The sequence below is a fragment of the Bradyrhizobium sp. 179 genome (genome assembly GCF_023073535.1).
Lineage (GTDB): Bacteria > Pseudomonadota > Alphaproteobacteria > Rhizobiales > Xanthobacteraceae > Bradyrhizobium.
Genome location: NZ_JADPJR010000023.1, coordinates 90,779 through 113,449, shown reverse-complemented (window position 1 = coordinate 113,449; position 22,671 = coordinate 90,779). Strand labels below are relative to the sequence as shown.

19 protein-coding genes and 2 pseudogenes are annotated in these 22,671 nt (G+C 64.5%); 11 read left to right on the top strand and 10 right to left on the bottom strand.

Translation table 11 applies throughout. The features are described 5' to 3' along the window. Window position 1: 1 nt before the first annotated feature. From sseA to IVB12_RS04480, 3 genes are all read right to left on the bottom strand, one after another. On the bottom strand, window positions 2–856 hold the full coding sequence (sseA, locus tag IVB12_RS04490; RefSeq protein WP_247296034.1) for a 3-mercaptopyruvate sulfurtransferase: 855 nt from the start codon (window positions 854–856) through the stop codon (window positions 2–4). 255 nt (window positions 857–1,111) lie between these two features. Beyond that, window positions 1,112–1,525 (bottom strand): rhodanese-like domain-containing protein, encoded by a 414-nt coding sequence (locus tag IVB12_RS04485; protein ID WP_247296032.1) that lies wholly within the window; start codon window positions 1,523–1,525, stop codon window positions 1,112–1,114. A 132-nt stretch (window positions 1,526–1,657) separates the two neighbouring features. Further along, on the bottom strand, window positions 1,658–2,833 hold the full coding sequence (locus tag IVB12_RS04480; RefSeq protein WP_247296030.1) for a VWA domain-containing protein: 1,176 nt from the start codon (window positions 2,831–2,833) through the stop codon (window positions 1,658–1,660). 123 nt (window positions 2,834–2,956) lie between these two features. Between IVB12_RS04480 and IVB12_RS04475 the strand changes: the two genes are divergently transcribed. Then, complete coding sequence (locus IVB12_RS04475; protein ID WP_247296028.1) at window positions 2,957–3,202, top strand: GlsB/YeaQ/YmgE family stress response membrane protein; 246 nt, start codon at window positions 2,957–2,959, stop codon at window positions 3,200–3,202. A gap of 96 nt (window positions 3,203–3,298) precedes the next feature. Further along, window positions 3,299–4,141 (top strand): MoxR family ATPase, encoded by an 843-nt coding sequence (locus IVB12_RS04470; RefSeq protein ID WP_247296026.1) that lies wholly within the window; start codon window positions 3,299–3,301, stop codon window positions 4,139–4,141. A 1,175-nt stretch (window positions 4,142–5,316) separates the two neighbouring features. Here the strand turns inward: IVB12_RS04470 and IVB12_RS04465 are convergent. The 4 genes from IVB12_RS04465 to IVB12_RS04450 all read right to left on the bottom strand — a co-directional run bounded on the left by IVB12_RS04465 (window position 5,317) and on the right by IVB12_RS04450 (window position 9,729). After that, complete coding sequence (locus IVB12_RS04465; RefSeq protein WP_247296025.1) at window positions 5,317–6,963, bottom strand: GMC family oxidoreductase N-terminal domain-containing protein; 1,647 nt, start codon at window positions 6,961–6,963, stop codon at window positions 5,317–5,319. 116 nt (window positions 6,964–7,079) lie between these two features. Next, window positions 7,080–7,673, bottom strand: coding sequence for a GNAT family protein (locus tag IVB12_RS04460; protein WP_247296023.1), 594 nt, complete (start codon window positions 7,671–7,673; stop codon window positions 7,080–7,082). A 155-nt stretch (window positions 7,674–7,828) separates the two neighbouring features. After that, window positions 7,829–8,755 (bottom strand): SMP-30/gluconolactonase/LRE family protein, encoded by a 927-nt coding sequence (locus IVB12_RS04455; protein ID WP_247296021.1) that lies wholly within the window; start codon window positions 8,753–8,755, stop codon window positions 7,829–7,831. A gap of 140 nt (window positions 8,756–8,895) precedes the next feature. Further along, window positions 8,896–9,729 carry an AraC family transcriptional regulator gene (locus IVB12_RS04450; protein WP_247296019.1) on the bottom strand — a complete coding sequence of 278 codons (834 nt, stop codon included), beginning with the start codon at window positions 9,727–9,729 and terminating at the stop codon, window positions 8,896–8,898. Between the two features lie 176 nt (window positions 9,730–9,905). On the opposite strand from IVB12_RS04450, the gene IVB12_RS04445 reads away from it, so the two are divergent. Next, window positions 9,906–11,009 carry a mandelate racemase/muconate lactonizing enzyme family protein gene (locus IVB12_RS04445; RefSeq protein WP_247296018.1) on the top strand — a complete coding sequence of 368 codons (1,104 nt, stop codon included), beginning with the start codon at window positions 9,906–9,908 and terminating at the stop codon, window positions 11,007–11,009. A gap of 9 nt (window positions 11,010–11,018) precedes the next feature. On the opposite strand, the gene IVB12_RS04440 is transcribed toward IVB12_RS04445, so the two are convergent. Further along, the gene (locus IVB12_RS04440) at window positions 11,019–11,375 is read right to left on the bottom strand and encodes a hypothetical protein (protein WP_247296016.1); all 357 of its coding nucleotides are present in this window, start codon (window positions 11,373–11,375) and stop codon (window positions 11,019–11,021) included. A 185-nt stretch (window positions 11,376–11,560) separates the two neighbouring features. Between IVB12_RS04440 and IVB12_RS04435 the strand changes: the two genes are divergently transcribed. Then, a complete protein-coding gene (locus IVB12_RS04435) occupies window positions 11,561–11,785 on the top strand; it encodes a hypothetical protein (RefSeq protein ID WP_247278387.1) in 225 nt (74 codons plus the stop codon). Between the two features lie 291 nt (window positions 11,786–12,076). Here IVB12_RS04435 and IVB12_RS04430 read toward each other — a convergent pair whose 3' ends face one another. Beyond that, window positions 12,077–12,733, bottom strand: coding sequence for a glutathione S-transferase family protein (locus IVB12_RS04430; RefSeq protein ID WP_247296013.1), 657 nt, complete (start codon window positions 12,731–12,733; stop codon window positions 12,077–12,079). Window positions 12,734–12,902: 169 nt separating this feature from the next. On the opposite strand from IVB12_RS04430, the gene phaZ reads away from it, so the two are divergent. The 5 genes and pseudogenes from phaZ to IVB12_RS04405 all read left to right on the top strand — a co-directional run bounded on the left by phaZ (window position 12,903) and on the right by IVB12_RS04405 (window position 17,874). After that, window positions 12,903–14,126: a polyhydroxyalkanoate depolymerase gene (phaZ, locus tag IVB12_RS04425; RefSeq protein WP_247296011.1), complete on the top strand. Its 1,224-nt coding sequence runs from the start codon at window positions 12,903–12,905 to the stop codon at window positions 14,124–14,126. 265 nt (window positions 14,127–14,391) lie between these two features. After that, window positions 14,392–14,841: a cupin domain-containing protein gene (locus IVB12_RS04420; RefSeq protein ID WP_024339447.1), complete on the top strand. Its 450-nt coding sequence runs from the start codon at window positions 14,392–14,394 to the stop codon at window positions 14,839–14,841. 171 nt (window positions 14,842–15,012) lie between these two features. After that, window positions 15,013–15,638, top strand: a pseudogene (locus IVB12_RS04415) (monooxygenase); the annotation flags it as partial. Between the two features lie 95 nt (window positions 15,639–15,733). Beyond that, a complete protein-coding gene (locus IVB12_RS04410; protein ID WP_247296008.1) occupies window positions 15,734–16,807 on the top strand; it encodes a hypothetical protein in 1,074 nt (357 codons plus the stop codon). Window positions 16,808–16,872: 65 nt separating this feature from the next. Beyond that, window positions 16,873–17,874 (top strand): NAD-dependent epimerase/dehydratase family protein, encoded by a 1,002-nt coding sequence (locus tag IVB12_RS04405; RefSeq protein WP_247296005.1) that lies wholly within the window; start codon window positions 16,873–16,875, stop codon window positions 17,872–17,874. 28 nt (window positions 17,875–17,902) lie between these two features. On the opposite strand, the pseudogene IVB12_RS04400 reads toward IVB12_RS04405, so the two are convergent. After that, a pseudogene (locus IVB12_RS04400) lies at window positions 17,903–18,051 on the bottom strand (amino acid ABC transporter substrate-binding protein); the annotation flags it as partial. A gap of 133 nt (window positions 18,052–18,184) precedes the next feature. Between IVB12_RS04400 and IVB12_RS04395 the strand changes: the two are divergent. Together IVB12_RS04395 and IVB12_RS04390 are read left to right on the top strand one after the other, a co-directional pair. Beyond that, window positions 18,185–19,378, top strand: coding sequence for an efflux RND transporter periplasmic adaptor subunit (locus tag IVB12_RS04395; RefSeq protein ID WP_247296003.1), 1,194 nt, complete (start codon window positions 18,185–18,187; stop codon window positions 19,376–19,378). Window positions 19,379–19,418: 40 nt separating this feature from the next. Continuing rightward, on the top strand, window positions 19,419–22,577 hold the full coding sequence (locus IVB12_RS04390) for a multidrug efflux RND transporter permease subunit (protein WP_247296001.1): 3,159 nt from the start codon (window positions 19,419–19,421) through the stop codon (window positions 22,575–22,577). Window positions 22,578–22,671: the final 94 nt, after the last annotated feature.

The window sequence follows — 22,671 nt, the reverse complement described above, 5'->3', positions numbered from 1 at the left end:
GTCACGCCGGCCCGGTCGCGATCGGCGGGCCGCCGGCCTGGCCCCATTCCGACCACGAGCCGTCATAGAGCGCTGTGTCGGTGATCCCCAAGCGATAGAGCGCGAGTGTCAGCACGCCGGCCGAGACGCCCGAGCCGCAGCTCGTCACGATCGGCGCGTCCAACTTGACGCCGGCGCCGGTGAAGGCGGCGCGGAGCTCGTCAAGCGGCTTCATGGTGCCGGTCTCCGCATCGAACAACAGATTGTAGGGCACGTTGCGGGCGCCGGGAATGTGGCCGGAGCGGATGCCCGGCCGCGGCTCCGGCGCGCGGCCCTCGAAGCGGTCGGCGGCGCGCGCGTCGATCACCTGCTCGGCCCGGCTTTCGACATTGGCGATGAGCTGCTGCATGCTGCGCACGCGCTTTGCATCATAATTCGCCTTGAACGTCGCCGGCTTCGGCTTCACCTCGCCGCTCTCGACCGGGCGGTCCTCAGCGCGCCACTTCTTCAGGCCGCCGTTGAGGATGCGCACATTGCTGTGGCCGTAAGACAGGAACATCCACCACGCGCGCGGCGCCGCGACCCAGCCGCCGGCATCGTAGATCACCACCGTATCGGCATTGGAGATGCCGAGATTGCCGACGTCGCGGCCGAACTGCTCGGCGCTCGGAAACATGTGCGGCAACGGGTTCGAATGATCCGACACCGCATCGACGTCGAAGAACACGGCGCCCGGCAGATGCGCGGCGAGATAGTCGTCCTTCGGCAGCGGCAGCACGCCGGGCAGCTTGAAGCTGGCGTCGAGGACCTTGACGTTGGCATCGTCGATGTGGGCGGCGAGCCATTCGGTGGAGACGAGGGGGTCAGTGGCGGTCATGAGAGGTCCTTCCTTGTGGTCATTCCGGGCGCGCGTCGCGCGAGCGAGGACGATGCAGCGTCTCCGCTGTCATCGCCTGGCTTGCCGCCTTCGCCAAGGCTTCGGCGGGCCGAGCACTCCTGGGCCTCGGCATAGCCTTGGCAGAGCCGGGACCGGGCGATCCAGTACTCCGAGACGGCCGTGATTCAACCGACAGGCCGCGGCGTACTGGATTTCCCGCCTGCGCGGGAATGACGAGTGGAGAAAGCGAGGCCCTCACCCCTTCTTCTTCGACACCCATTGCTCGGTCGGCCCACCGGCATCGCGCCAGGCGGCGTAACCGCCGGCGATGTGGGCGACGGGCTTGAGGCCCATGTCCTGCGCCGTCTTGGCGGCGAGCGCGGAGCGCAAGCCGCCGGCGCAATGGAAGACGAACTTCTTGTCCTCCTGGAAGATCGGTTTTGCGTAGGGGCTCTGCGGATCAATCCAGAATTCAAGCATGCCGCGGGTGCAGGCGTACGCGCCGGGAATGCGGCCGTCGCGCTCGATCTCGCGAGGATCGCGGATGTCGACGATGACGACATCGCCGTTCTTGGAGATCTCGATGGCCTCCTTGGCGGAGAGCGTTTCGATCTCGGCATTGGCCTCGTCGATCAGCGCCTTGATGCCGCGGGTGATGGTCTGGGGCATGTTTGTTCCCTTCTTCTCTTCCGTCATTCCGGGGCGATGCGCAGCATCGAACCCGCAATCTCGATCCTCACACGCCATCTCGAGATTCCGGATCGGCCGCGCTGCGGCCGTCCGGAATGACGGTGGATCGCATCAGTGCGTCAATTCCTTCATCGCACCTTCCAGCCCCTCGATCGTGATCGGATACATGCGATTGGCAAAGATGCGTTTGATGATGGTGGTCGATTCCGAATAGTCCCAATGCTTCTGCTGCACCGGGTTGAGCCACACCGCATGCGGATAGGTGCGGATGATGCGGTCGAGCCAGACCGAGCCGGGCTCCTCGTTGACGTGCTCGACCGAGCCGCCCGGCACCATGATCTCGTAAGGCGACATCGAGGCGTCGCCGACGAACACGACCTTGTAGTCGTGCGGATATTTGTGCAGCACGTCCCAGGTCGGGGTGCGGTCGGTGAAGCGGCGCTTGTTCTGCTTCCACACGCCTTCGTAGAGGCAGTTGTGGAAGTAGAAATATTCCATGTGCTTGAACTCGCTCTTCGCCGCCGAGAACAGCTCCTCGACCTGCTCGATATGCGCATCCATCGAGCCGCCGATGTCGAAGAACACTAAAAGCTTCACCGCATTGCGCCGCTCGGGCCGCATGTGGACGTCGAGATAGCCGTGATTGGCGGTCTCGCGGATCGTGGTGTCGAGATCGAGCTCGTCCGGCGCGCCGGTGCGCGCGAATTTGCGCAGGCGGCGCAGCGCCACCTTGATGTTGCGAATGCCGAGCTCGACGTTGCCGTCGAGATCCTTGAACTCGCGCCTGTCCCACACCTTCACGGCGCGGTTGTTGCGGTTCTTCTCCTGGCCGATGCGCACGCCTTCGGGATTGTAGCCGTGGGCGCCGAACGGCGAAGTGCCGGCGGTACCGATCCATTTGCTGCCGCCCTGGTGCCGGCCCTTCTGCTCCTCGAGGCGCTTCTTCAGCGTCTCCATGAGCTTGTCCCAGCCCATGGCCTCGATCTGCTTCTTCTCTTCCTCGGTGAGATACTTTTCGGCCAGCTTCTTCAGCCATTCCTCGGGGATCTCCGCCCTCTCCATGGCGTCGAGCAGGTTTTCCAGCCCCTTGAACACCGTGCCGAAAACGCGGTCGAACTTGTCGAGATTGCGCTCGTCCTTCACCAGCGAGGCGCGCGACAGATAGTAGAAGTTCTCGATCGTGTAGTCCGCGAGGTCAGCGTCGAGCGCCTCAATCAACGTGAGGTATTCGCGCAGCGTCACAGGGACCTGCGCGTCGCGCAGAGAGGTGAAGAATTGCAGGAACATGGGTGACAGATTGCCCGTCGGGTGCCGAACGTCAAGGGGCGGAGAACGCCGCGGCACGCTGGACCGGGTGGCTTTTTGCTCTAGAATTGCCGGCCATACGGGGCCGTCTTGGGGACGTTTGCAATGGGAATTGTCGCCGCGCTCATCATCGGCGCGATCGCAGGCTGGCTGGCGGGCAAGATTGTCCACGGGGCGGGATTGGGGTTGATCGGCAACATGGTCGTGGGCATCATCGGCGCGCTGGTCGCGAGCTGGGTGCTGCCGCAGCTGCATATTGCGCTCGCCACCGGCACGGTCGGCGCCATCGTGGACGCGACGATCGGGGCAGTGATTGTGCTCGTCATCCTTTCGCTGATAAAACGGGTCTGAAAGCCTGACCGAACCAGGAACGGCCGCTATGTGCGGCCGTTCCTTTGTCGCGGCCGGGGCCGGCGCCCCCCGCTGACAACTACCTAAGGACACCCAATGAAATTTACCGGCACTAAGGACTATGTTGCGACCGACGACCTCAAGGTCGCCGTCAATGCCTCGATCGTGCTGAAGCGCCCGCTGCTCATCAAGGGCGAGCCCGGCACGGGCAAGACGGTGCTGGCGGAGGAAGTTGCGAAGGCGCTGAATGCGCCGCTGCTGACCTGGCACATCAAATCCACCACCAAGGCGCAGCAGGGCCTCTATGAGTACGACGCGGTGTCGCGCCTGCGCGACAGCCAGCTCGGCGACGCGCGCGTCTCCGACATCAGGAACTACATCAAGCGCGGCAAGCTGTGGGAGGCCTTCACCAGCGAGCAGCGCCCGGTGCTGCTGATCGACGAGATCGACAAGGCCGATATCGAATTCCCCAACGACCTGCTGCTCGAGCTCGACCGCATGGAATTCCATGTCTACGAGACCGGCGAGACAATCAAGGCCAAGCAGCGCCCGATCATGATGATCACCTCCAACAACGAGAAGGAGCTGCCGGACGCCTTCCTGCGCCGCTGCTTCTTCCACTACATCAAATTCCCCGACGCCGACACGATGGGCCGCATCGTCGACGTCCATTTCCCCGGCATCAAGAAACGCCTGGTCGAAGAGGCGCTGCGCATCTTCTTCGAGGTGCGCGAGGTGCCCGGCTTGAAGAAGAAGCCATCGACGTCCGAACTGCTCGACTGGCTCAAGCTCTTGCTCAACGAGGACATGAGCGCCGAGCAGCTGCGCGAGCGCGACCCGCGCAAACTGATCCCGCCGCTGCACGGCGCGCTGCTCAAGAACGAGCAGGACGTGCACCTGTTCGAGCGGCTGGCGTTCCTGAGCCGGCGGGAAGTGTAGAGGTTCTCGTGTCCCGGACGCGCCGCAACGCTCCCGGCGATGCGAAGCATCGTCCGGTGCGTTGCTGCGCAGAGCCGGGACCCAGAGGGGACACGGTGCAATACGCAGACATGGGCCCTGGCTCAGCAGCGCATCGCTGAAGAAGCGCTGCGCTGCGTCCGGGGCACGCGCGTACAGTATGACGCACCACTGCCTCCCCATCGTCCTTGCGAGCGCAGCGAAGCAATCCAGAATCTTTCCGTTGAGGCAGTCTGGATTTGCTTCGCTGCGCTCGCAATGACGGAGCAAGCGGCATCGGCGTCGTTCTCCAATTCGCATTTGCGTTGCAGACACACGTCCGCCGCCTCGCGGCGCGTTCGCCCAAGCTTCGCTTCGTCGCTCCACCCTCAAAGCCGAGAGGGCGCAGGGAAGGCCGGATGCCGGCTGGCACCCACGGTCCGCTGTGCGAAGGCACACGCAGAAAAACTGCACAGCGGCATACAGGTGAAGCCGAACACACGGCCTTCCCTGCGCAGTGGTTGGACGGCTTATGCCGCGCTCTCCCGGGAGCCGAATTCCTTCTGGCCTCCCTCACCCCAGCGAAAGTCGCCGACACCGCGCCGGTTGACGCGCATGCCGCATTCGCCAGGGCTTGACCGTAGCAACGACGGCCAGGACCACACGGTTTTGCCGTACGCACGGCCCGCTTTTCGCCGCATGATCCTCCGGCGTTGTCGACGTTGCCGGAAGAATGCTGGCGAGACGAACCTGACAGCGCCGCTCGTCCGCACGCGGCCTCGGGCTCACGGAGAGCAATCCGCCCTGCCCTTGACCTCGCGTGCCGACGCTGCCGCGTCCACCGCAACCCGGCCCGCGTTTCGAACGACAGGCGAGACGCCCCTCATCATCGGGCCGGGCTGTCTCGACTTATGCCGCAATTCCGAATTTCGGTAAAGTGGAATATTTTTGCGGGGAGGGATTGACAGCGCCGCAGGGTGTTTTGCCCGACGTAGCGAGTTGCAACGAACACGTGTCCCGGACGCGCTGCAGCGTGCGACGCTGCTGCGCAGAGCGGGACCCCGGAGCCGCGTTGAGATCGGTGGTGAGATGGGCCCCCGGCTCTGCAACGCACCGCTCCCGGACGATGCTTCGCATCGCCTAGAGAGCGCCGCGCTGCGTCGGGGCACGGGACCTTCCTAGGCGACCGCCGCCTCCGGTATCCGCGCGGCTTCCATCGGCTGCTTGCCGCGGATCAGGTCCGAGGCACGGTCGGCGATCATCATGGTGGAGGCGTTGAGGTTCGCCGAGATCATGCGCGGCATGACCGAGGCATCGATGACGCGCAGGCCTTCGAGACCGTGGACGCGGAGCTGGTCATCGACCACCGCCCAGGTGGAATCCGCCGGACCCATGCGGCAAGTGCAGCCGGGGTGGAAAGTGGTGGTGCCGCGCTGGGTGGCGGCGTGCAAAAATTCCTCGTCGGTGTTGACGTTGGGGCCGGGGAAATCTTCGTAGGCGTAATAAGGCGACAGCGGCGCGGACTTGAGAAGTCTGCGCGCGAGCTTCATGCCGGCGACGATGACGCGGCGGTCGAGCTCGGCGTCAAGATAATTGGTCTGGATGATCGGCGGCGCGAACGGATCACTGGAGCGGATGCGCACATAGCCGCGGCTTTCCGGGCGCTGCTGCCAAGAGGCGACCGTCATGCCGGGCTCGTCCTCGAGCTGGCCCTGCACGCCTTCCTTGTAGGAGGCCGGCGTGAAGGTAAGCTGGAGATCGGAGCTCTCTGCGGTCTCTCCGGAATGCCAGAAGCAATAGACCATGGTCGGCGACAGCGAGAGCAGGCCGCGGCGTGCCGTCGCCCATTTCGCTGCTTCGACCCAGAGCCGCCAGCCGCGGCGAAGCTCGTTGATGGTCTTGATGTCCTTGACGCGCGCGACCGTGCGCGGGGCGTAATGGTCCTGGAGGCCCTCGCCGACGGGGAGCGCGTGGCGCACTTTGATGCCGTGGGCCTGCAACAGATCGGGCGAGCCGATGCCGGAGAGCTGCAGCAGCTGCGGCGAATTATAGGCGCCGCCCGAGAGGATCACTTCCTTGTTGGCGCGCACCTCGACCGGCGTGCCGCCGCGGCCACCCTTCATATACCGCACGCCGACGGCGCGCTTGCCTTCGAAGATAATTTCGGTGGCGTGCGCATGGGTGTGCACATGCACGTTGGGCCGCTTCATCGCGGGCTTGAGGAATGCGGTCGCGGCGGAAACGCGCAAACCCTTGTTGATGGTGCGCTGGCAGTAGGAGACGCCCTCCTGGGTCTTGCCGTTGTAATCGGGATTGCGGGGGATCCCGAGCGACACTGCGCCTTCCATGAAGGCTTCGCAGAGCGGATCGCGCCAATCCATGGTGGTGACGGTGAGACCGCCCTCGCGGCCGCGATAGGTGTCCTCACCCTCGCCGACGCGTTTCTCCAGGCGGCGGAAGTACGGCAGCACGTCGGCATAGCCCCAGCCGCGATTGCCCATTTGCGCCCAGGTGTCGAAATCCATGCGCTGGCCGCGATTGTAGATGTGGCCGTTGATCGAGGACGAGCCGCCGAGCGTCTTGCCGCGCGGCGCGTAGATGCTGCGCCCGCCGGTCCAGGGCCCCGGCTCCTGCTGGTAGGCCCAGTTGATGCTCTTCATGTGGAAGGTCTTGATGAAGCCCGCCGGCAAATGGATGTAGGGATGCCAGTCGGAAGGACCTGCCTCCAGCACGCAGACGCTGGTGTTGGGGTCTTCGCTGAGCCGGCTGGTGAGCACGCAACCGGCGGAACCCGCGCCGACGATTACATAATCAAATCTGTCCATGGTGCCTCAGCCGCCCTAGGGTGTCGTGAAATTGGGTAAAGTGCAGCGGCGCTCGCGATCACTTCTCCGGCGGGGAGAGGTGATCGAGCGCACCGCAAGACCAGTGTACATCATAACTAGCGCGGCTTGTCGTTGAGTTGAAATTCGAGATGCGCCTGTACGGTCGGCCATTCGGCCGCGGTGATGCTGTAGACCACGGTGTCGCGCAAGCTGCCGTTCGGCGCGACCTGATGGCTGCGCAGGATGCCGTCCTGCTTGGCCCCCAGGCGCTCGATGGCGCGGCGGCTCTGGTGGTTGAAGAAATGCGTGCGGAACTCGACCGCGATGCAGTTCAGGGTTTCGAAGGCGTGCCGCAGCAGCAGGAGCTTGCATTGCGTGTTGAGCGGGCCGCGCTGCGCGCTCTTGCCATACCAGGTCGAGCCGATCTCGACGCGGCGGTTGGCGGCGTCGATGTTCATGTAGGTCGTCATGCCGACGATCCTGCCGGCGGCGTCGAACACGGTGAACGGCAGCATCGAGCCCGCGGCCTGCAGCCCCAAGCGGCGGTCGATCTCCTTGCCCATGTTCTCGGGCAGCGGGATCGCGGTGTACCAGAGCTTCGACAGCTCGCCGTCCTTGACGGCCTCGACCAGCCCCTCGAGATGCTGATGCGACAGCGGCTCGAGACGGGCGTGCTGTCCACGCAGGGTGATGGGATCGGGCCAGGGCATTTCTCACTCCACAATGACCGCCGTCATTCCGGGGCGCGACGAAGTCGCGAGCCCGGAATCCATTCAACCACAAACTCTGAGGCCCGATGGATTCCGGGCCTGCGTGCTGGCGCACGCATCCCGGAATGACGACGGATGTATCGGCACAGATACATTCACTTGTTCAAAAAATTCAACGGCAAACCGCCGCGCGGCCAGTCCATGGCGATCAGTTCGCCCTTGCCCGATAGCGTGATGTAGGCGGTCTTCAGCTCGGGGCCGCCGAAGGCGATGTTGGTGGTGACGCGGTCGCCGGTCGGCACCTGCTCCACCAGGGTGCCGTCGGGCGCGATCACCGAGATGCAGCCGGAGACGAGGGTGGCGACGCAGACATTGCCATTGGCTTCCACCGCGAGCGAGTCGAACATCTGGTAGCCGCCCAGGCCGCAGATCGGCTTGCCCCGTTCGCCGCGATAGATCACCTCGCGCGGCTTGAGCGTGCCCGGCGCCGAGAGCTCATAGGCCCAGAGCCGAGCCGTCGGCGTCTCCGCGATGTAGACGGTGTTCTCGTCCGGCGATAGGCCGATGCCGTTGGCCGGCAACACGCCGTGCACGGCTTCCACGATCTCCTTCATGCCGGGCTTGAGGTAATACATGCCGCCGACATCCATTTCGCGCGCGCGGCGCTTGCCGAGATCGGAGAACCACAGGCCGCCCTGCTTGTCGAACACCAGATCATTGGGCCCGCGCAGATCGTGCTCGCCGCATTTGGTCATGACGGTCTCGACCTTGCCGGATTGCAGATCGACGCGCTGGATCGAGCCGCCGAGATAGTCGTCGGGCTGCGGGCCCGGCATGATCATGTTGCGGGTCGGGATCCAGGAGAAGCCGCCATTGTTGCAGATGTAGATCTTGCCGTCGGGACCCAGCGCAGCACCATTTGGGCCGCCCGGCACCTTCGCGACGATCTCCTTGCGGCCATCGGCATGAACGCGGGTCAGGCGCTGGCCGCGGATCTCTACCAGGACGACCGAACCATCCGGCATCACGACCGGCCCTTCTGGAAATTCGAGGTCGGTGGCGAGAACGCGGACGTTGGACATGTTGGGACCCTCCCGGCTGCTTGTTATGACTTGCACGGGATGTCCGGCACGGGCCCCACACGCAAGATTTGCCGGCGGTTATGACAAAGTCACCGGCGCTTGCCAAGCAAGCGGGATGGTATGCCAGCGTTGCGGAAGCCCTACGCCTTCACCGGCACCCAGATCTCGAAGCCGCCATTTCCGGTTGCAGGATCGAACGCCTCATCGTAGCGCTCGAAGGACGGCGCGTCTGCGGCTTTGAGGCCGGATGCCGGCAGCCACTGATTCCAGATCGTGTTGACCGTGCGCCGGATCGAGGCGACGTGGTCGGTGTGGGTGAAGACCGCGTAGCGCTGCTCGGGGATGCGGATGCGGCCGAAGCGACGCGGCAGGTCCGAGAAATCGGCGACCTCGACGCCGGCGATGTAGTCGAAATTGCCGGCATCATCGCCATTGCAGCAAACGCCGTAGGCGACATTACCAACGCGGGCGGGAATGTCGGCGACCTCCTGGTGAAAACGGTGCCACAGGCCGGGGATGATGGCGCCATTGTCGCAGGAGATGCGTTCGGCAGGACCCGCGACCAGGAAGGCCTTTGCGGTCTCGAAACGCGGGGCTTTGAGATGGTCGAGCATGGTGGAGTCCATGAGGATCGGCTCCTGGAGCTTGAGGTGGCTGACGCATGTTGCCGCCCTCACCGCTTCGGGCGTGGTGCCGAACTGGTCGCGGAACGCGCGGGTGAATGCTTCATGCGAGCCGTAATCCGCCTCCAGCGCCAGTGAGAGGATGTCCGGCGCACCGTTGGCAAGACTGCGCGCAGCTTCCGTCAGCCGTCGCGCGCGCACGTAACGCATCACCGGAAGCCCGGTGGCTGCAGCAAACGCACGCACGACGTGGAACCGCGACACGCCGGATATCTCCGCGATCTCGTCGAGCGTCATCGGCTCGGCCAGATGGCTCTCGACATACCAGAGCGCGCGCTGGGCTGGATTCATGGCGATTCAGGCCCTCGTTCGAAACGCGGCGATGATGCGCCGGTCATGCCCGCTTCGCTTGATCGGCGTTGCTGTCCTCGCATGAGGATAGTCCGGGAATGGCCACTGGCAACGCCCTCGCGTTCGTGGCTACACTGCCTGAAACCGCTCACGAGAAAGCACGGAGGAACCGCGTCATGGAAATCACCGATGTGCGGGCGCACCATATCCGCATCCCCTATGACGCCGGTGTCGCCAGCTTCCGCCAGGGCGCTTCCGCAATCACAGCCCTCGACATGGTGCTGGTCGAGGTCACGACCGATGCCGGGCTGACCGGCTGGGGCGATGCCTTCGCCTATGTCTGCCCCCGCACCACGCGCAGCGCCGTCGAGGAGATGATTTCACAGCAGGCGCGCGGGCTGAAGGTGCCTGATGCGGCCGGCATCCCTGGGGTCATGGAGCATATCCAGCGCAATCTGCATCTGTTCGGCCGCTACGGCATCACCATGTTCGCGATCTCCGGGCTCGATATCGCGCTGTGGGACCTTGCCGCGAAGATCGAGGGCGTGCCGGTCCACCGCCTGCTCGGCGAAACCAGACGCACGGCCATCCCGGCCTATGCGAGCCTCTTACGGATCGGATCGCCCGAGGCCATCGCTAGCGAATGCAGGAAGGCGCTGGCGCTCGGCTATGGCGCCATCAAGCTGCACGAGACCACGCTACCCGCCGTGTTCGCCGCACGCGAGGCGATCGGGCCCAGCATTCCGCTGATGGTCGACATGAACTGCCCGCTGACGAGCGAGCAGGCGATTGCGTTCGCGAAATCATGTGCAGACGCAAGACCCATGTTTCTGGAGGAGCCGGTATGGCCGCCGGAGGATTTTGCTGCGCTCGCCGACGTTCGCAGCAAGGGCGGGCTGAATATCGCCGCCGGCGAGAATGCCTGCACGGAATATCAATTCCGCCAGATGATGAATGCGGGCGCGGTGAGCCACGCCCAGCCCTCGGTGATCAAGGTCGGCGGCATCACGGAATTTGTGAAGGTGGCGGCGCTGGCCGATCAGCTCGGCGTCAAGATCGTCCCGCACTCCCCCTATTTCGGTCCGGGCCTGCTCGCGACGCTGCATCTGCTGGCGACGCGCGAGGACGGGCTCGTCGAGATGTTCTATCTGAAACGCGAGGCCTGCCTCTGGGGCGGCCGCGCCGTTGTCGATGCGACCGGTCATGTCGCAGTGCCGAGCGGCCCTGGACTTGGCTACGAGCCGGATCGCGGCGTGATGGAGCGTTATCGCGTCATCTGATCGCCGCGCCTATTTCGCGGCGTCCTTCGCCGCCGGCGCATCCTGCTTCTTCTTCAGATCGTCGGCGGTCTTGGCTTGCGCAGCCTGGAGATCGGCGAGCGTCTTCTGCAAGCCGGCGAGGTTCGTCTTCAACGCGTCGATCTGGCGATTGGCCGCATCCAGCCTCTGCTGATGATCGAGGCTGAGCTTGGTGATGGTCTTCTGGAGGAAGTCGACATTGCTCTGGAGGCAGCTCGTGCGCCGTTCCATGGTCTTCTCGACCGTGCAGATCTCGATGCCGGGCACGTCCTGCGCGTGCAGCGGCAGCGGCGCCAGTGTGGCGAGCAGCAACATTGCGAAACAAACGCCGGCGCTTCGAAGCAGCATGAAGGTTCCTCGTCAAATCGATCACGGCAATGTGCGCCGTTTGCGCGCAGTCGCGTGAGGCTACCACACTCGTACCGCATTCTCGCGTTGAGCTTGCGCCCGTTCCCTCGTACGGGGAACGATGATCGGCACGCGGAAAGAAGTGGGCGTTCTTTCCGCGGCTTTGTTTAGGGGAGATTTTTGGAATGGCAACGCGCGATAGACGTCTGGCGGAATTCGACGGCGCCGGAGAACCACCAGCTGGCCTGCCACTCGAAGTGCTGTGCGAGGATCACAGCGGAACGTATCAGCTGCCGTTCGCCTGCCGCTATGTGGAGGGACGCTGGCAGAACCACGAGGCCGGCATCGCGGTCGAAGCAACCGTCATCGGCTGGCGCCTGCCCCGCATGAAGCAGCGCGGGGCCGCCTGACGGCGATCCGTGTTTCAAAATGCGACGGGGCCGCGCTTCGCCTTAACCTTCGGAACGCGGCCCGAACGAATCACGTCCGAATCGGCCGTAGCGCCCCGTACGCACCTGTTCACGGCTAGATGTCGCGAGCCGGCCGGTTCGCGCGCACAAGATCTGCGCAGGGCAAGATTGGATTTGGGCCGGCTATCGGCGGCAAAAGTTAACCGCGTCAGGGACATGGTGGGGCAAGCCGCGTGCCTGCCGGGCGACGGTCCCCAGCCGCCGGAACAGGCAAGACAGCGCGAGACCTGCCTAATATTCGACCTCGAGCTCCTCGATCTCGGCCGGCTCTGCCCGCGCCGCCGCGATCCATTCCTGCATCTCCGGCATGGCCATGATGGTGTCGGCATAGGCCTTCAGCGGCGTCGCGAGCTTGACGTCATACGTCATGAAGCGCGTCACCACGGGGGCGTACATCGCATCCGCCATGGTGCGCCGCTCGCCGAACAGGAAGGGGCCGCCCGATGTCTCCAGGCAGTCGCGCCAGATGAAGCAGACGCGGTCGACGTCGGCCTGCGCGCGCGACCAGATCTTGAAGCCGGGAAAGTGTCCTTTCAAATTGACCGGCAGCGAGGCCCGCAGCGTGGCGAAGCCGGAATGGATTTCGCCTGAGATCGAGCGGCAATGTGCGCGCTGAATGCGGTCGGCCGGCAACAGCCCGGCGTCCGGCATCACCTCGTTGAGATATTCGGCGATCGCCAGCGTATCCCAGACCACGGCGCCCTCGTGCCGCAAGCACGGCACCAGGATCGATGACGACAGCAGCAGGATTTCCGCGCGCGCGGATGGATCATCCGGCGCGGTGACGATCTCCTCGAAATCGAGCCCGGAAAATTTCGCCAGCAGCCAGCCACGCAGCGACCAGGACGAGTAGTTCTTGCTGCTGATGGTCAGTGTCGCCTTCGCCATTTGGCCCTTCCCTACGCCTGATCTCGACACCCGCCCGGCCCGCGGGCGTGCCCATGAGCCGTGCTTCCTTGAAAATGAAGAGCAAGCGATGTGCCAGTTTTTCGGGCGGTCCAGCTCCCGCTTGGCTTCGATATTGCATAATGGCAAGGGGTCAGGTGGGCGTTTCAGTATGATGTCGATGTATTATCAGGCCTTCCAGAACCATATGGACCTGACCGCGCCATGGCGGGCGGGAGCCTCGTCCGCGCTCAAATTCCTCAACCTGGTGCCGCAGGGCGCGTCGGATCAGGTGATCGGCCGGCTCTCGGCGGCGCTCGAGCTGATCTCGCGCTCCACCCTCACCTATGATCGGCCGGCCTACGGCATCGACAGCGTGATGGTTGGCAATCGGGAAATTCCCGTCACCGAGGAGATCGCCTGCGCGACGCCGTTCGGCTCGCTGCTGCACTTTCGCAAGGACGGCGTGGGCGAGCAGCCGCGCATGCTGCTGGTGGCGCCGATGTCGGGCCACTTCGCGACATTGCTGCGCGGCACTGTGAAGACGCTGCTCCAGGACCACGACGTCTACATCACGGACTGGCACAATCCGCGCAACATTCCGCGCAGCAAAGGCCGCTTCGGGCTCGACGACTATACCGAGCATCTCATCGAATTCCTCGGCCAGCTTGGCCCGCGCCCCCACATGGTGGCGATCTGTCAGCCATCGGTCTCGGCGCTCGCAGCCGCCGCGATCATGTGCGAGGACAACCACCCCTCGCGGCCGGCGACGCTGACGCTGATGGCCGGACCGATCGACACCCGCATCCAGCCGACCAGGGTCAACGAATTCGCCAAGAGCAAGCCGATCGAGTGGTTCGAGCGCAACCTGATCAATTACGTGCCGGTGCAGTGCCGCGGCGCCTTGCGCAAAGTCTATCCCGGATTCGTACAGCTCACCGCCTTCGTCGCGATGAATCTGGAGCGCCACATCAAGCAGCATCTGGACCTCGCCAATCACATCGCCAAGGGCGAGAAGCAGAAGGCCGCCAGCATCAAGACCTTCTATGATGAATACTTCGCCGTGATGGACCTTCCTGCGGAATTCTACATCGAGACCGTGCGCGACGTGTTCCAGGAGCACCTCTTGCCGCAGGGCAAACTGATGCATCGGGGACGCCCGGTGAATACCAAGGCCATCAGCCGCATGGGGCTGATGACGGTCGAGGGCGAGAAGGACGACATCTGCTCGATCGGCCAGACGCTCGCCGCGCAGGAGCTCTGCACCGGCGTACGCGCCTACCGCCGTGTCCACCACATGCAGGCCGGCGTCGGCCATTACGGCGTGTTCTCGGGCAAGCGCTGGAACAATGAGATCTATCCGCTGCTGCGGGATTTCGTGCACGTGAATTCGTGAAGACTCAGACGGACCATTCCTCGCCCCAGACCTGAACGAAATGGCCGGGCGACACTTCGCGATATCGCCGGCGAGACGGCTGGTAATCCGCGCTTCGCGTCACGGATTGCTTTAAGCCTATAATAGTTACGCAGAGGCGAAAAGGGCATTCCGAAAAACCGTCGTGCTGCACGGCAATAGGCGCGTGCAGTTTCGTTTGGCGCATAGACAGGCCGCTACGAGTGGCCGAAGCTCCATCCCGGCCGGAATCCATCAGGAGGCGAGCATGACTGCACTCGAAAAGGGCATTACCGCAAACGGCACGGGCTATGGCGGCAAGAGCTGGAACATCCTTGGTCAGGTCTATTTCCCCAAAGCCGTCACCGACTCCACCTTCGCATTCGAAACCAACAGCGATCCCGGCCAGTTCGTGCCGGTGCACATCCATCCAACCCAGGACGAATTCATCCTGGTGCAGGAAGGCACGCTCGACCTCAAGCTCGACGGCCAATGGGTCAAGGCCCACGCCGGCGATCTCGTGCGCATGCCCCGCGGCATCCCGCACGGCTATTTCAACAAGTCCGACAAGCCCTGCCGCGCGTTGTTCTGGGTCTCGCCGATGCAGAAGCTGGAGGCGCTCTTCAACCAGTTGCACAATCTGACCGACCCTGCCGAAGTGGTGCGTATCTCGGCGCTGCACGAGGTGGATTTCCTGCCGCCCGAGGCCAACGACTAGGCGTCCGCGTCCCATCCACTTTCATCAGCTTGCAGCTCCGGCGGCCGCGCCTTGCGGCCAATCGTTGCCGCTTGCGCGCGAAACACATTGGTTGCGAGTAATCCCATGGTCAGCCCCAAGCATGTCTCCGTGATCGGCGCCGGTGTCTCCGGCCCTGGCCGCCGCAAAGGCGACGGCGTCAACTGCTCGGTGCCGATCGCAACGCCGGGCTTCTATCCGATGGTCACCGACGGCCGCATCAAGGCGGTGTTCGGCACGTTCGATCATTTTGACGGCGACAGCATCGTGATGAGCGGCGGCGAGCGCGTTGCAGCCGATATCACCGTGCTCGCGATCGGCTACAAGCTCGGCGTGCCGTTCCTGCCCGCGGCCTATCAGCAGAAACTGGTCGATGCCGACGGGCAGTACCGGCTCTATCGTTTGATCGCAAACCCCGACCTGCCCGAGCTCGGCTTCGTTGGCTTCAACTCGTCGTTCTGCACCGTACTCTGCGCCGATCTCGCCGCCAACTGGCTGGTGCGCTATGCGGACGGGCAGCTCGCCAAACAACCGACGGCAGCGCAGATGCGCGACAACATCGAGATGATGCTGCACTTCAAGCGTGTCGAACGGCCGGCCGCGGGCGTCTATGGCGGCCTGTGCGTCGCGCCCTATCACTACCGTCATTTCGACGAGCTGATGGCCGACATCGGCGCGAAGAACCAGAAGCGCGGCGGGCTCAAGGGGCGCCTCTCGCCGCCGGATGCGGATGCCTATACCAAGTTCCTGGCGCGGCGCCGGACTATCGCGCGGCGTGAGAGGAAGAATCGGGGCCGAGCGAGATTTGCAGCTCGCCAGCTCGCGCGTCCGATGCTTACGATCTTCCTGGCCAACGAATTGACAGGAACCGGCCATGGAGTTCAGACGTCTTGCCGCCGGAGCGCTTGCGGCGCTCGCCTTCCTTGTCACGGCACCCGCCAGCGGACAGCAGGGCGTGCTCACGTCCCGGCAATCCGAGGCGCTCGCCGCCTACGAGCGGGCGTTGGCCGATTTCAAATCCATCCTGGCCGAGCGGCGGCGCCAGATCGAGGCGAAGCAGCCGCTGCCGAACCTGCCGGGCCAGGCGCTGTACCTGGCGCGCATCGCCGTCATCAGCACCTACAAGGATCTCACCGACGCCATTCCGTCCAGAATCGGAAAGCCCAACAAGCTCGAAATTCCTCCGGCCTATTTCGATGCAGATCTCGAGCCGCTGATCGACGAATATTCGAGGCTGTTCGACATCATGGAGGCACCGCCCGCCGGAGCGCAAAACTCGCCGACGCCGTTCAAGGACGTCGCCGATCTCGCCTTCGCGATCGCGCGCGCCAAGGGGCTTGCACCTGAACACGCGCAAGTCGCGGGGCGCATCAGCCTCGGCCTGTTCTTCGCCGAGACCAACGGCAAGCAGAATGTCCGCAATGCGCGCTCGAACACCTACATGGGCAGCTTCCAGACCGGCCCCTCCGAGGACCGCAACGGCCGCAGGAAATGGGAAGCCCTCAAGGGCGCGATCGCAGCGATCGATCCCGAACTGAGCGCGCGGGACGACAAGGAGGAGGCGCGCGCCCGCGGCACCGATCACCGCTTCAATCACTGGACCAATGTGCGCAACGGCCTGATGAACGCGCATGCCGATCTGTTCCAGGAGATTCCGGGAATCGTGAAGACGCTGCCCGACCCGATCGACCAGATGAAGCTGTTCGAGCTGATCCAGATCGTGCCCACCCCGACCAGATCCGCGCTCAAGTCGGGGGATCTCCTGAATTACCGGGTGTCCAGTCCAACGGTCATGAAGCACCTGCGCAACAACAGCATCTTCGCGTTCGGGCAGGCCGATCGATCGCGAAGCTCGGCCAGCTTCCGCGAGATTCTCGCTGCGATGTGGCTGTTCAATCGGAAGTTCGAGCGGGCCATGGCGAAATATGCCGAGATCAGGGCGCGCTGAGGGTTCGGTTGCAACCGCTACCCAACGTTGTAGTATCTCGATCTCATCGGCGTTCGGACCGATCCATGCGCATTCTCATTCTCGGCGGCAGCCAGTTTCTGGGCCGGGCGATTGCGAACCATGCTTGCGCTGCCGGCCATGACGTGAGCTGCGCGGCCCGCGGTCTTGCCGGCCCAATCGCTCCCGGCGCGCGCCTCATCCGGATCGATCGCGACGTCGCGGAGGGTCTTGCGCCACTGACCGGCGAGACGTTCGATGCAATCGTCGAGGTCTCGCGTCATCCCGGCCAGGTCCGCCGCGGCGTCGCAGCGCTGAAGCGGCCCGGCGTGCATTGGACCTTCGTTTCGACGATCAGCGTCTATGCGGACAATCGCGTACCGGGACAACGCGCCGACAAGGCGCCGCTGCGCGAGCCCATTGCGGCGGAGATCGAGCACACCACCGACGCCATCTATGGCGCGGCCAAGGTCGCCTGCGAACAAGCGGTCGGCAACGATGCCTTCATCTGCCGGGCCGGCCTCATCGCCGGGCCGGAGGACCCGACCGGACGGTTCGCCTATTGGCCGGCACGGCTCGCGCGCGGCGGCGAGGTGCTGGCGCCTGGATCGCCGGAGGACGCTATTCAGTTCATCGACGTGCGCGACCTCGCGCAATGGATCGTACACGCGGCAGAGGTTCGTCTCATCGGCATCTATGACGGGATCGGACCGGTGCGCACGCGCGGCGAATTCCTGGCCGAATGCGCCTCAGCGCTGGACGCGTCCTGCACCTTCACCTGGGTCGATCGCGCCTTTCTGGAAGCGCATGACGTGCGGCGCTGGGCCGGTCCGCGCTCGCTGCCGCTGTGGTTGCCCCTGCCCGACTTCGCCGGCTTCATGACGCGCGACACCTCGCCGGCGCGCGCGGCCGGGTTGACCGCACGGCCGCTCGCCGTCACGGCGCGCGATACGCTTCATTGGCTGCGCGCCAGCAACGGGCCGGTGGTCGGTCTCAGCTCCGATGAGGAAAGTGCGGTGCTTTCAGCGTGGCATGCGCGCGGGACGGCTGCGGCTGCGACCGCGATCTAGCCGGATCGTCTGCAAACCAAAGCTGAGACTATTCCGTCCGGATCGGCGCATCCTTCAAGCCATTGTTGTCATAGGCCTTGCGCACTGTGCCGTTCGTCGTGGCCTCCGTCATGAATTGGTGACGAACGCCAAGGCCTGGCTCTGGCCAAACGGCACGGCGACGGCCGTCACCGTTTGTCATGACAAACCTGTCAAAGGGCATGCCACCGTTTGCAGCGCAAGGCCTTTGACTGCCATGGCTATGGTGTTCCACGGCAGGGCATTTGTTGGTAGCCTGCCGCACCGACAGGCAGCAATCGGGGGCCACCGAATGACGCGCGCGAATCCCGCATCTCCCGCACGACGTAACGAAGGGTGGAGACACGTCGCGCGGGCCTTGGCAACGGCAAGCGCCGTTGTGCTGCTCGCCGGCTGCGAGGACAAGAACACGTTCGTGGCCCCACCGCCGCCCAAGGTGGACGTGGCAACGCCCGTGCAGCGCGCCATAACGCGCTATATCGAGGCGACCGGCAACACCGCGCCGATCAAGAGCGTCGATCTCGTCGCGCGCGTGCAAGGTTTTCTGCAATCGATCGACTATCAAGACGGCACCTTCGTCAAGCAGGGCACCCAGCTCTTCACCATCGAGCCGGAGACCTACAAGCTCAAGCTCGAGCAGGCGCAGGCGGCCGAAGCCGGCGCGCAGGCCTCGCTCCGGCAGGCGGAAGCCGACTACAGGCGGCAGGCCGAGCTGGTGCAGCGCCAAGCGGTCTCGCAGGCGACACTCGACACCTCAACGTCCAACCGCGACAACGCGCAGGCCAGTCTCCAGCAGGCGCAGGCCAACACCCGAATTGCCGAGGTCAATTACGGCTACACCAAGGTGACCGCGCCGTTCGACGGCGTCGTCAGCGCCCACATGGTCTCGATCGGCGAGCTCGTCGGCGTGTCCTCCCCGACCCAGCTCGCGACCATCGTCGCGATGGACCCGATCTACGTGAACTTCACCGTCAACGAGCAGGACGTACTGCGCATCCGCGCCGAGGCGGCTCGCCGGGGACTGACGCCGGCCGACCTCAAGCAGTTTCCGATCCAGCTCGGCCTCCAGACCGAGACCGGCTATCCGCATGAAGGCCATCTCGACTACGTCTCGCCGACCCTCAACCAATCGACGGGCACGCTGGCGGTGCGCGGCCTCGTCCCCAATGACAAGCGGGTGCTGTTGCCCGGCTATTTCGTCCGCGTTCGCGTGCCCTTCGATCAGGAGAAGACCGCGCTGCTCGTTCCCGACACCGCGCTCGGGAGCGACCAGGGTGGCCGCTATCTGCTGGTGGTCAACAGCGACAACGTCGTCGAGCAGCGCAAGGTGCAGATCGGTCCCGTCGACAATGGCCTGCGCGTGATCGAGAGCGGCCTGAAGCCGGAGGACCGCGTGGTCATCGCAGGGCTGCTGCGGGTGATTCCGGGTCAGAAGATCGACCCGCAAACAACGAAGATCGAGCAGCCGCAGGCGTCTGCCAAGTAATATCTGCCAAGTAAGTTCTGCAAGTGAGGGGCCGCCAGCCATGATCTCAAAGTTCTTCATCGAGCGGCCGGTCCTCTCGAACGTCATCGCGCTTCTGATGATCCTGATCGGCGGCGTCGCGCTGTTCAACCTCGCGATCGCGCAATATCCCGACGTGGTGCCGCCGACGGTGCAGGTCACCACCCGCTATCCCGGCGCCAGCGCCAAGACCGTGATCGACACCGTAGCGCTGCCGATCGAGCAGCAGGTCAACGGCGTCGAGGACATGCTGTACATGCAGTCCTACAGCGGCTCCGACGGCACTTATACGCTGACTGTCACATTCAAGATCGGCACTGACCTCAATTTCGCGCAGGTGCTGGTGCAGAACCGCGTCTCCAGCGCGCTGTCGCAACTGCCGCAGGCGGTGCAGAACCAGGGCGTCACCGTGCAGAAGCGGTCGACCTCGATCCTGCTGTTCGTGACCCTGACCTCGCCCGACGCGACGTACGACAGCCTGTATTTGAGCAACTACGCCACCATCAACATTCGCGACGAGCTCTCGCGCCTGCCGGGCGTCGGCAACGTCACAGTGTTCGGCGCAGGCCAATATTCGATGCGGGTCTGGCTCGATCCGAACAAGCTGCAGGTCCGTGGCCTCGTACCGCAGGACGTCATCCAGGCGATCCAGCAGCAGAGCCAGCAGGTCTCCGCCGGCCAGGTCGGCTCGCCGCCGACGCCGCCGGGCCAGGCGTTCCAATACACGCTCAACGTCAACGGACGGCTGGACGATACCAGCCAGTTCGAGAACATCATCGTCAAGACGGGCAGCAGCGGCGACGTCACGCGCGTCCGCGACGTCGGCTGGGTCGAATTGGGCGCGCAGACCTATAGCCAGATCTTCTCGCTCAACAAGCAGCCGGCAGTCGGCATCGGCGTATTCCAGTCGCCCGGCGCCAACGCGCTCCAGGTCGAGCAGGCGGTCGAGAAGAAGATGGCGGAGCTCGCCAAGCGCTTCCCGGAAGGCATCAAGTACGACACGCCGTTCGACACCACCAAGTTCGTGGAGGCCTCGGTGCACGAGGTCTATATGACGCTGATCGAGGCCGGCTTGCTCGTGCTGGTCGTGATCCTGGTGTTCTTGCAGGATTGGCGCGCGATGCTGGTTCCGGCGACCACCGTGCCGGTGACCATCATCGGCGCATTCGCTGCGATGGCGGCGCTCGGCTTCACCATCAACATGTCGACGCTGTTTGCGATCGTGCTCGCGATCGGCATCGTCGTCGACGATGCCATCGTCGTGGTCGAAGGCGCCGCCCACAACATCGAGCAGGGCATGAACGGCCACGACGCCGCGATCAAGGCGATGGATCAACTGTTCGCGCCGATCGTCGGCATCACCCTGGTGCTGATCTCGGTGTTTCTGCCGGCCTCGTTCCTCGCGGGGCTGACCGGGCGCATCTATTCGCAATTCGCGCTGGTGATCGCTGCGACCGCCCTTCTATCCGCCATCAACGCGGCGACGCTGAAGCCGACGCAGTGTGCGCTCTGGCTGCGGCCGGCGGTGCCGCCGGAACAGCGCAACTTCTTCTACCGCGGCTTCAATGCCGTCTATAACAGGCTCGAACGCGGCTACACCCGCTTGATCGGCTTGCTGGTCAGACACGCCACCGTCTCGGTCGCGGTGGCGCTGGTCCTGATCGGGATCGGCGGCTACGGCCTGTCGCGAGTGCCGACCGGCTTCCTGCCGATCGAGGACCAGGGCTATCTGATCGCGGCCGTGCAGCTGCCCGACGGCGCCGCGCTGGAGCGGACCCAAGCCGTGCTCGACAGAGCCAGCGAGCTGATCAAGGACACGCCCGGCGTCCAGCAGGTCATCACCATCGCCGGCATCTCCGCGCTCGACAACAGCGCCAGCCTCGCCAATGCCGGCGTCGCCTACATCATCCTGAAGGATTGGGAGGCGCGCAAGGGACCCGGAGAGGATTTGCGCTCGCTGGTGTACGGGCTCAACGACAAGCTCGCGACTATCATGGAGGCGCGCACCATCGTCTTGCCGCCGCCGCCGATCCAGGGCATCGGCAACGCCGCCGGCTTCTCGATGCAGGTCGAGCTGCGCGATGGCAATAGCGATTTCGCCAAGCTGCAAGCGATCACCGGAGCGATGGTCAGTAACGGCCAGAGTCAGAGCGCGTTGCAGCGCGTGCAGTCCTCGTTCCGCTCCTCGGTGCCGCAATTCAACGTCGAGATCGACCGCGTCAAGACCCAGACGCTGCATGTGACCACCGATCAGGTGTTCTCGGCGCTATCGGCCTATCTGGGGTCGTCCTACGTCAACCAGTTCAACAAGTTCGGCCGCGTGTTCCAGGTCTACACCCAGGCCGATCCGGCATTCCGTGTCACCGAGCGCGATATCGCCAACATGCAGGTCCGCAACTCGAACGGCGACATGATCCCGATCGGCACCGTCGCCAAGATCACGCCGGCCACCGGCCCGTCGCTGATCAGCCTCTACAATCTCTATCCGTCCTCGACCGTGATCGGCCTGCCGGCGCAGGGCTATTCCTCCGGCCAGTCGCTGAAGCTGATGGGGGAGATCGCGGACAAGACGCTGCCGCCGGGCACCGGCTACGAATGGACCGCGATGTCCTATCAGGAGAAGGCGGTCTCCAACCAGATCTATTGGGTGTTCGGCCTCGCCATGCTGCTGGTCTATCTCGTGCTCGCCGGGCAGTATGAGAGCTGGTACGCGCCGATCTCGGTGATCCTCGCCGTGCCGCTGTCGCTGCTCGGGCCGATGCTGATCCTTTCCGCCCTCAAGATCGACAACAATCTCTATTGCCAGATCGGCCTGATCCTCCTGATCGCGCTCTCGGCCAAGAACGCCATCCTGATCGTCGAGGTCGGGCTCGAACTGCACGGCCGCGACGGCAAGCCGATCCTGGACTCCGCGATCGAGGCCGCGCGCGCCCGCTTCCGTCCGATCCTGATGACGTCGTTCGCCTTCATCCTCGGCGTGGTGCCACTGGTGCTGGCCACCGGCGCCGGCGCCAGCGCGCGCAAGTCCATCGGCGTCACCGTGTTTTCGGGTATGCTGGCCTCGACCTGCCTCGCGGTGTTGTTCGTGCCGGCCTTCTTCGTGGTGGTGCAGCGCTTCGAGAACTGGCGGGCGTCGAAGAAGATGGTGAAGGTGAAAGCGGCGGCGGAAGCGAAGCCTTAAGAGCCGTTGGGGTGCACCGGCGAGGCTCCGGACTCGCTGCAACCTCTCCCGCTTGCGGGAGAGGTCGGCGCGCGGAGCGCGGCGGGTGAGGGCT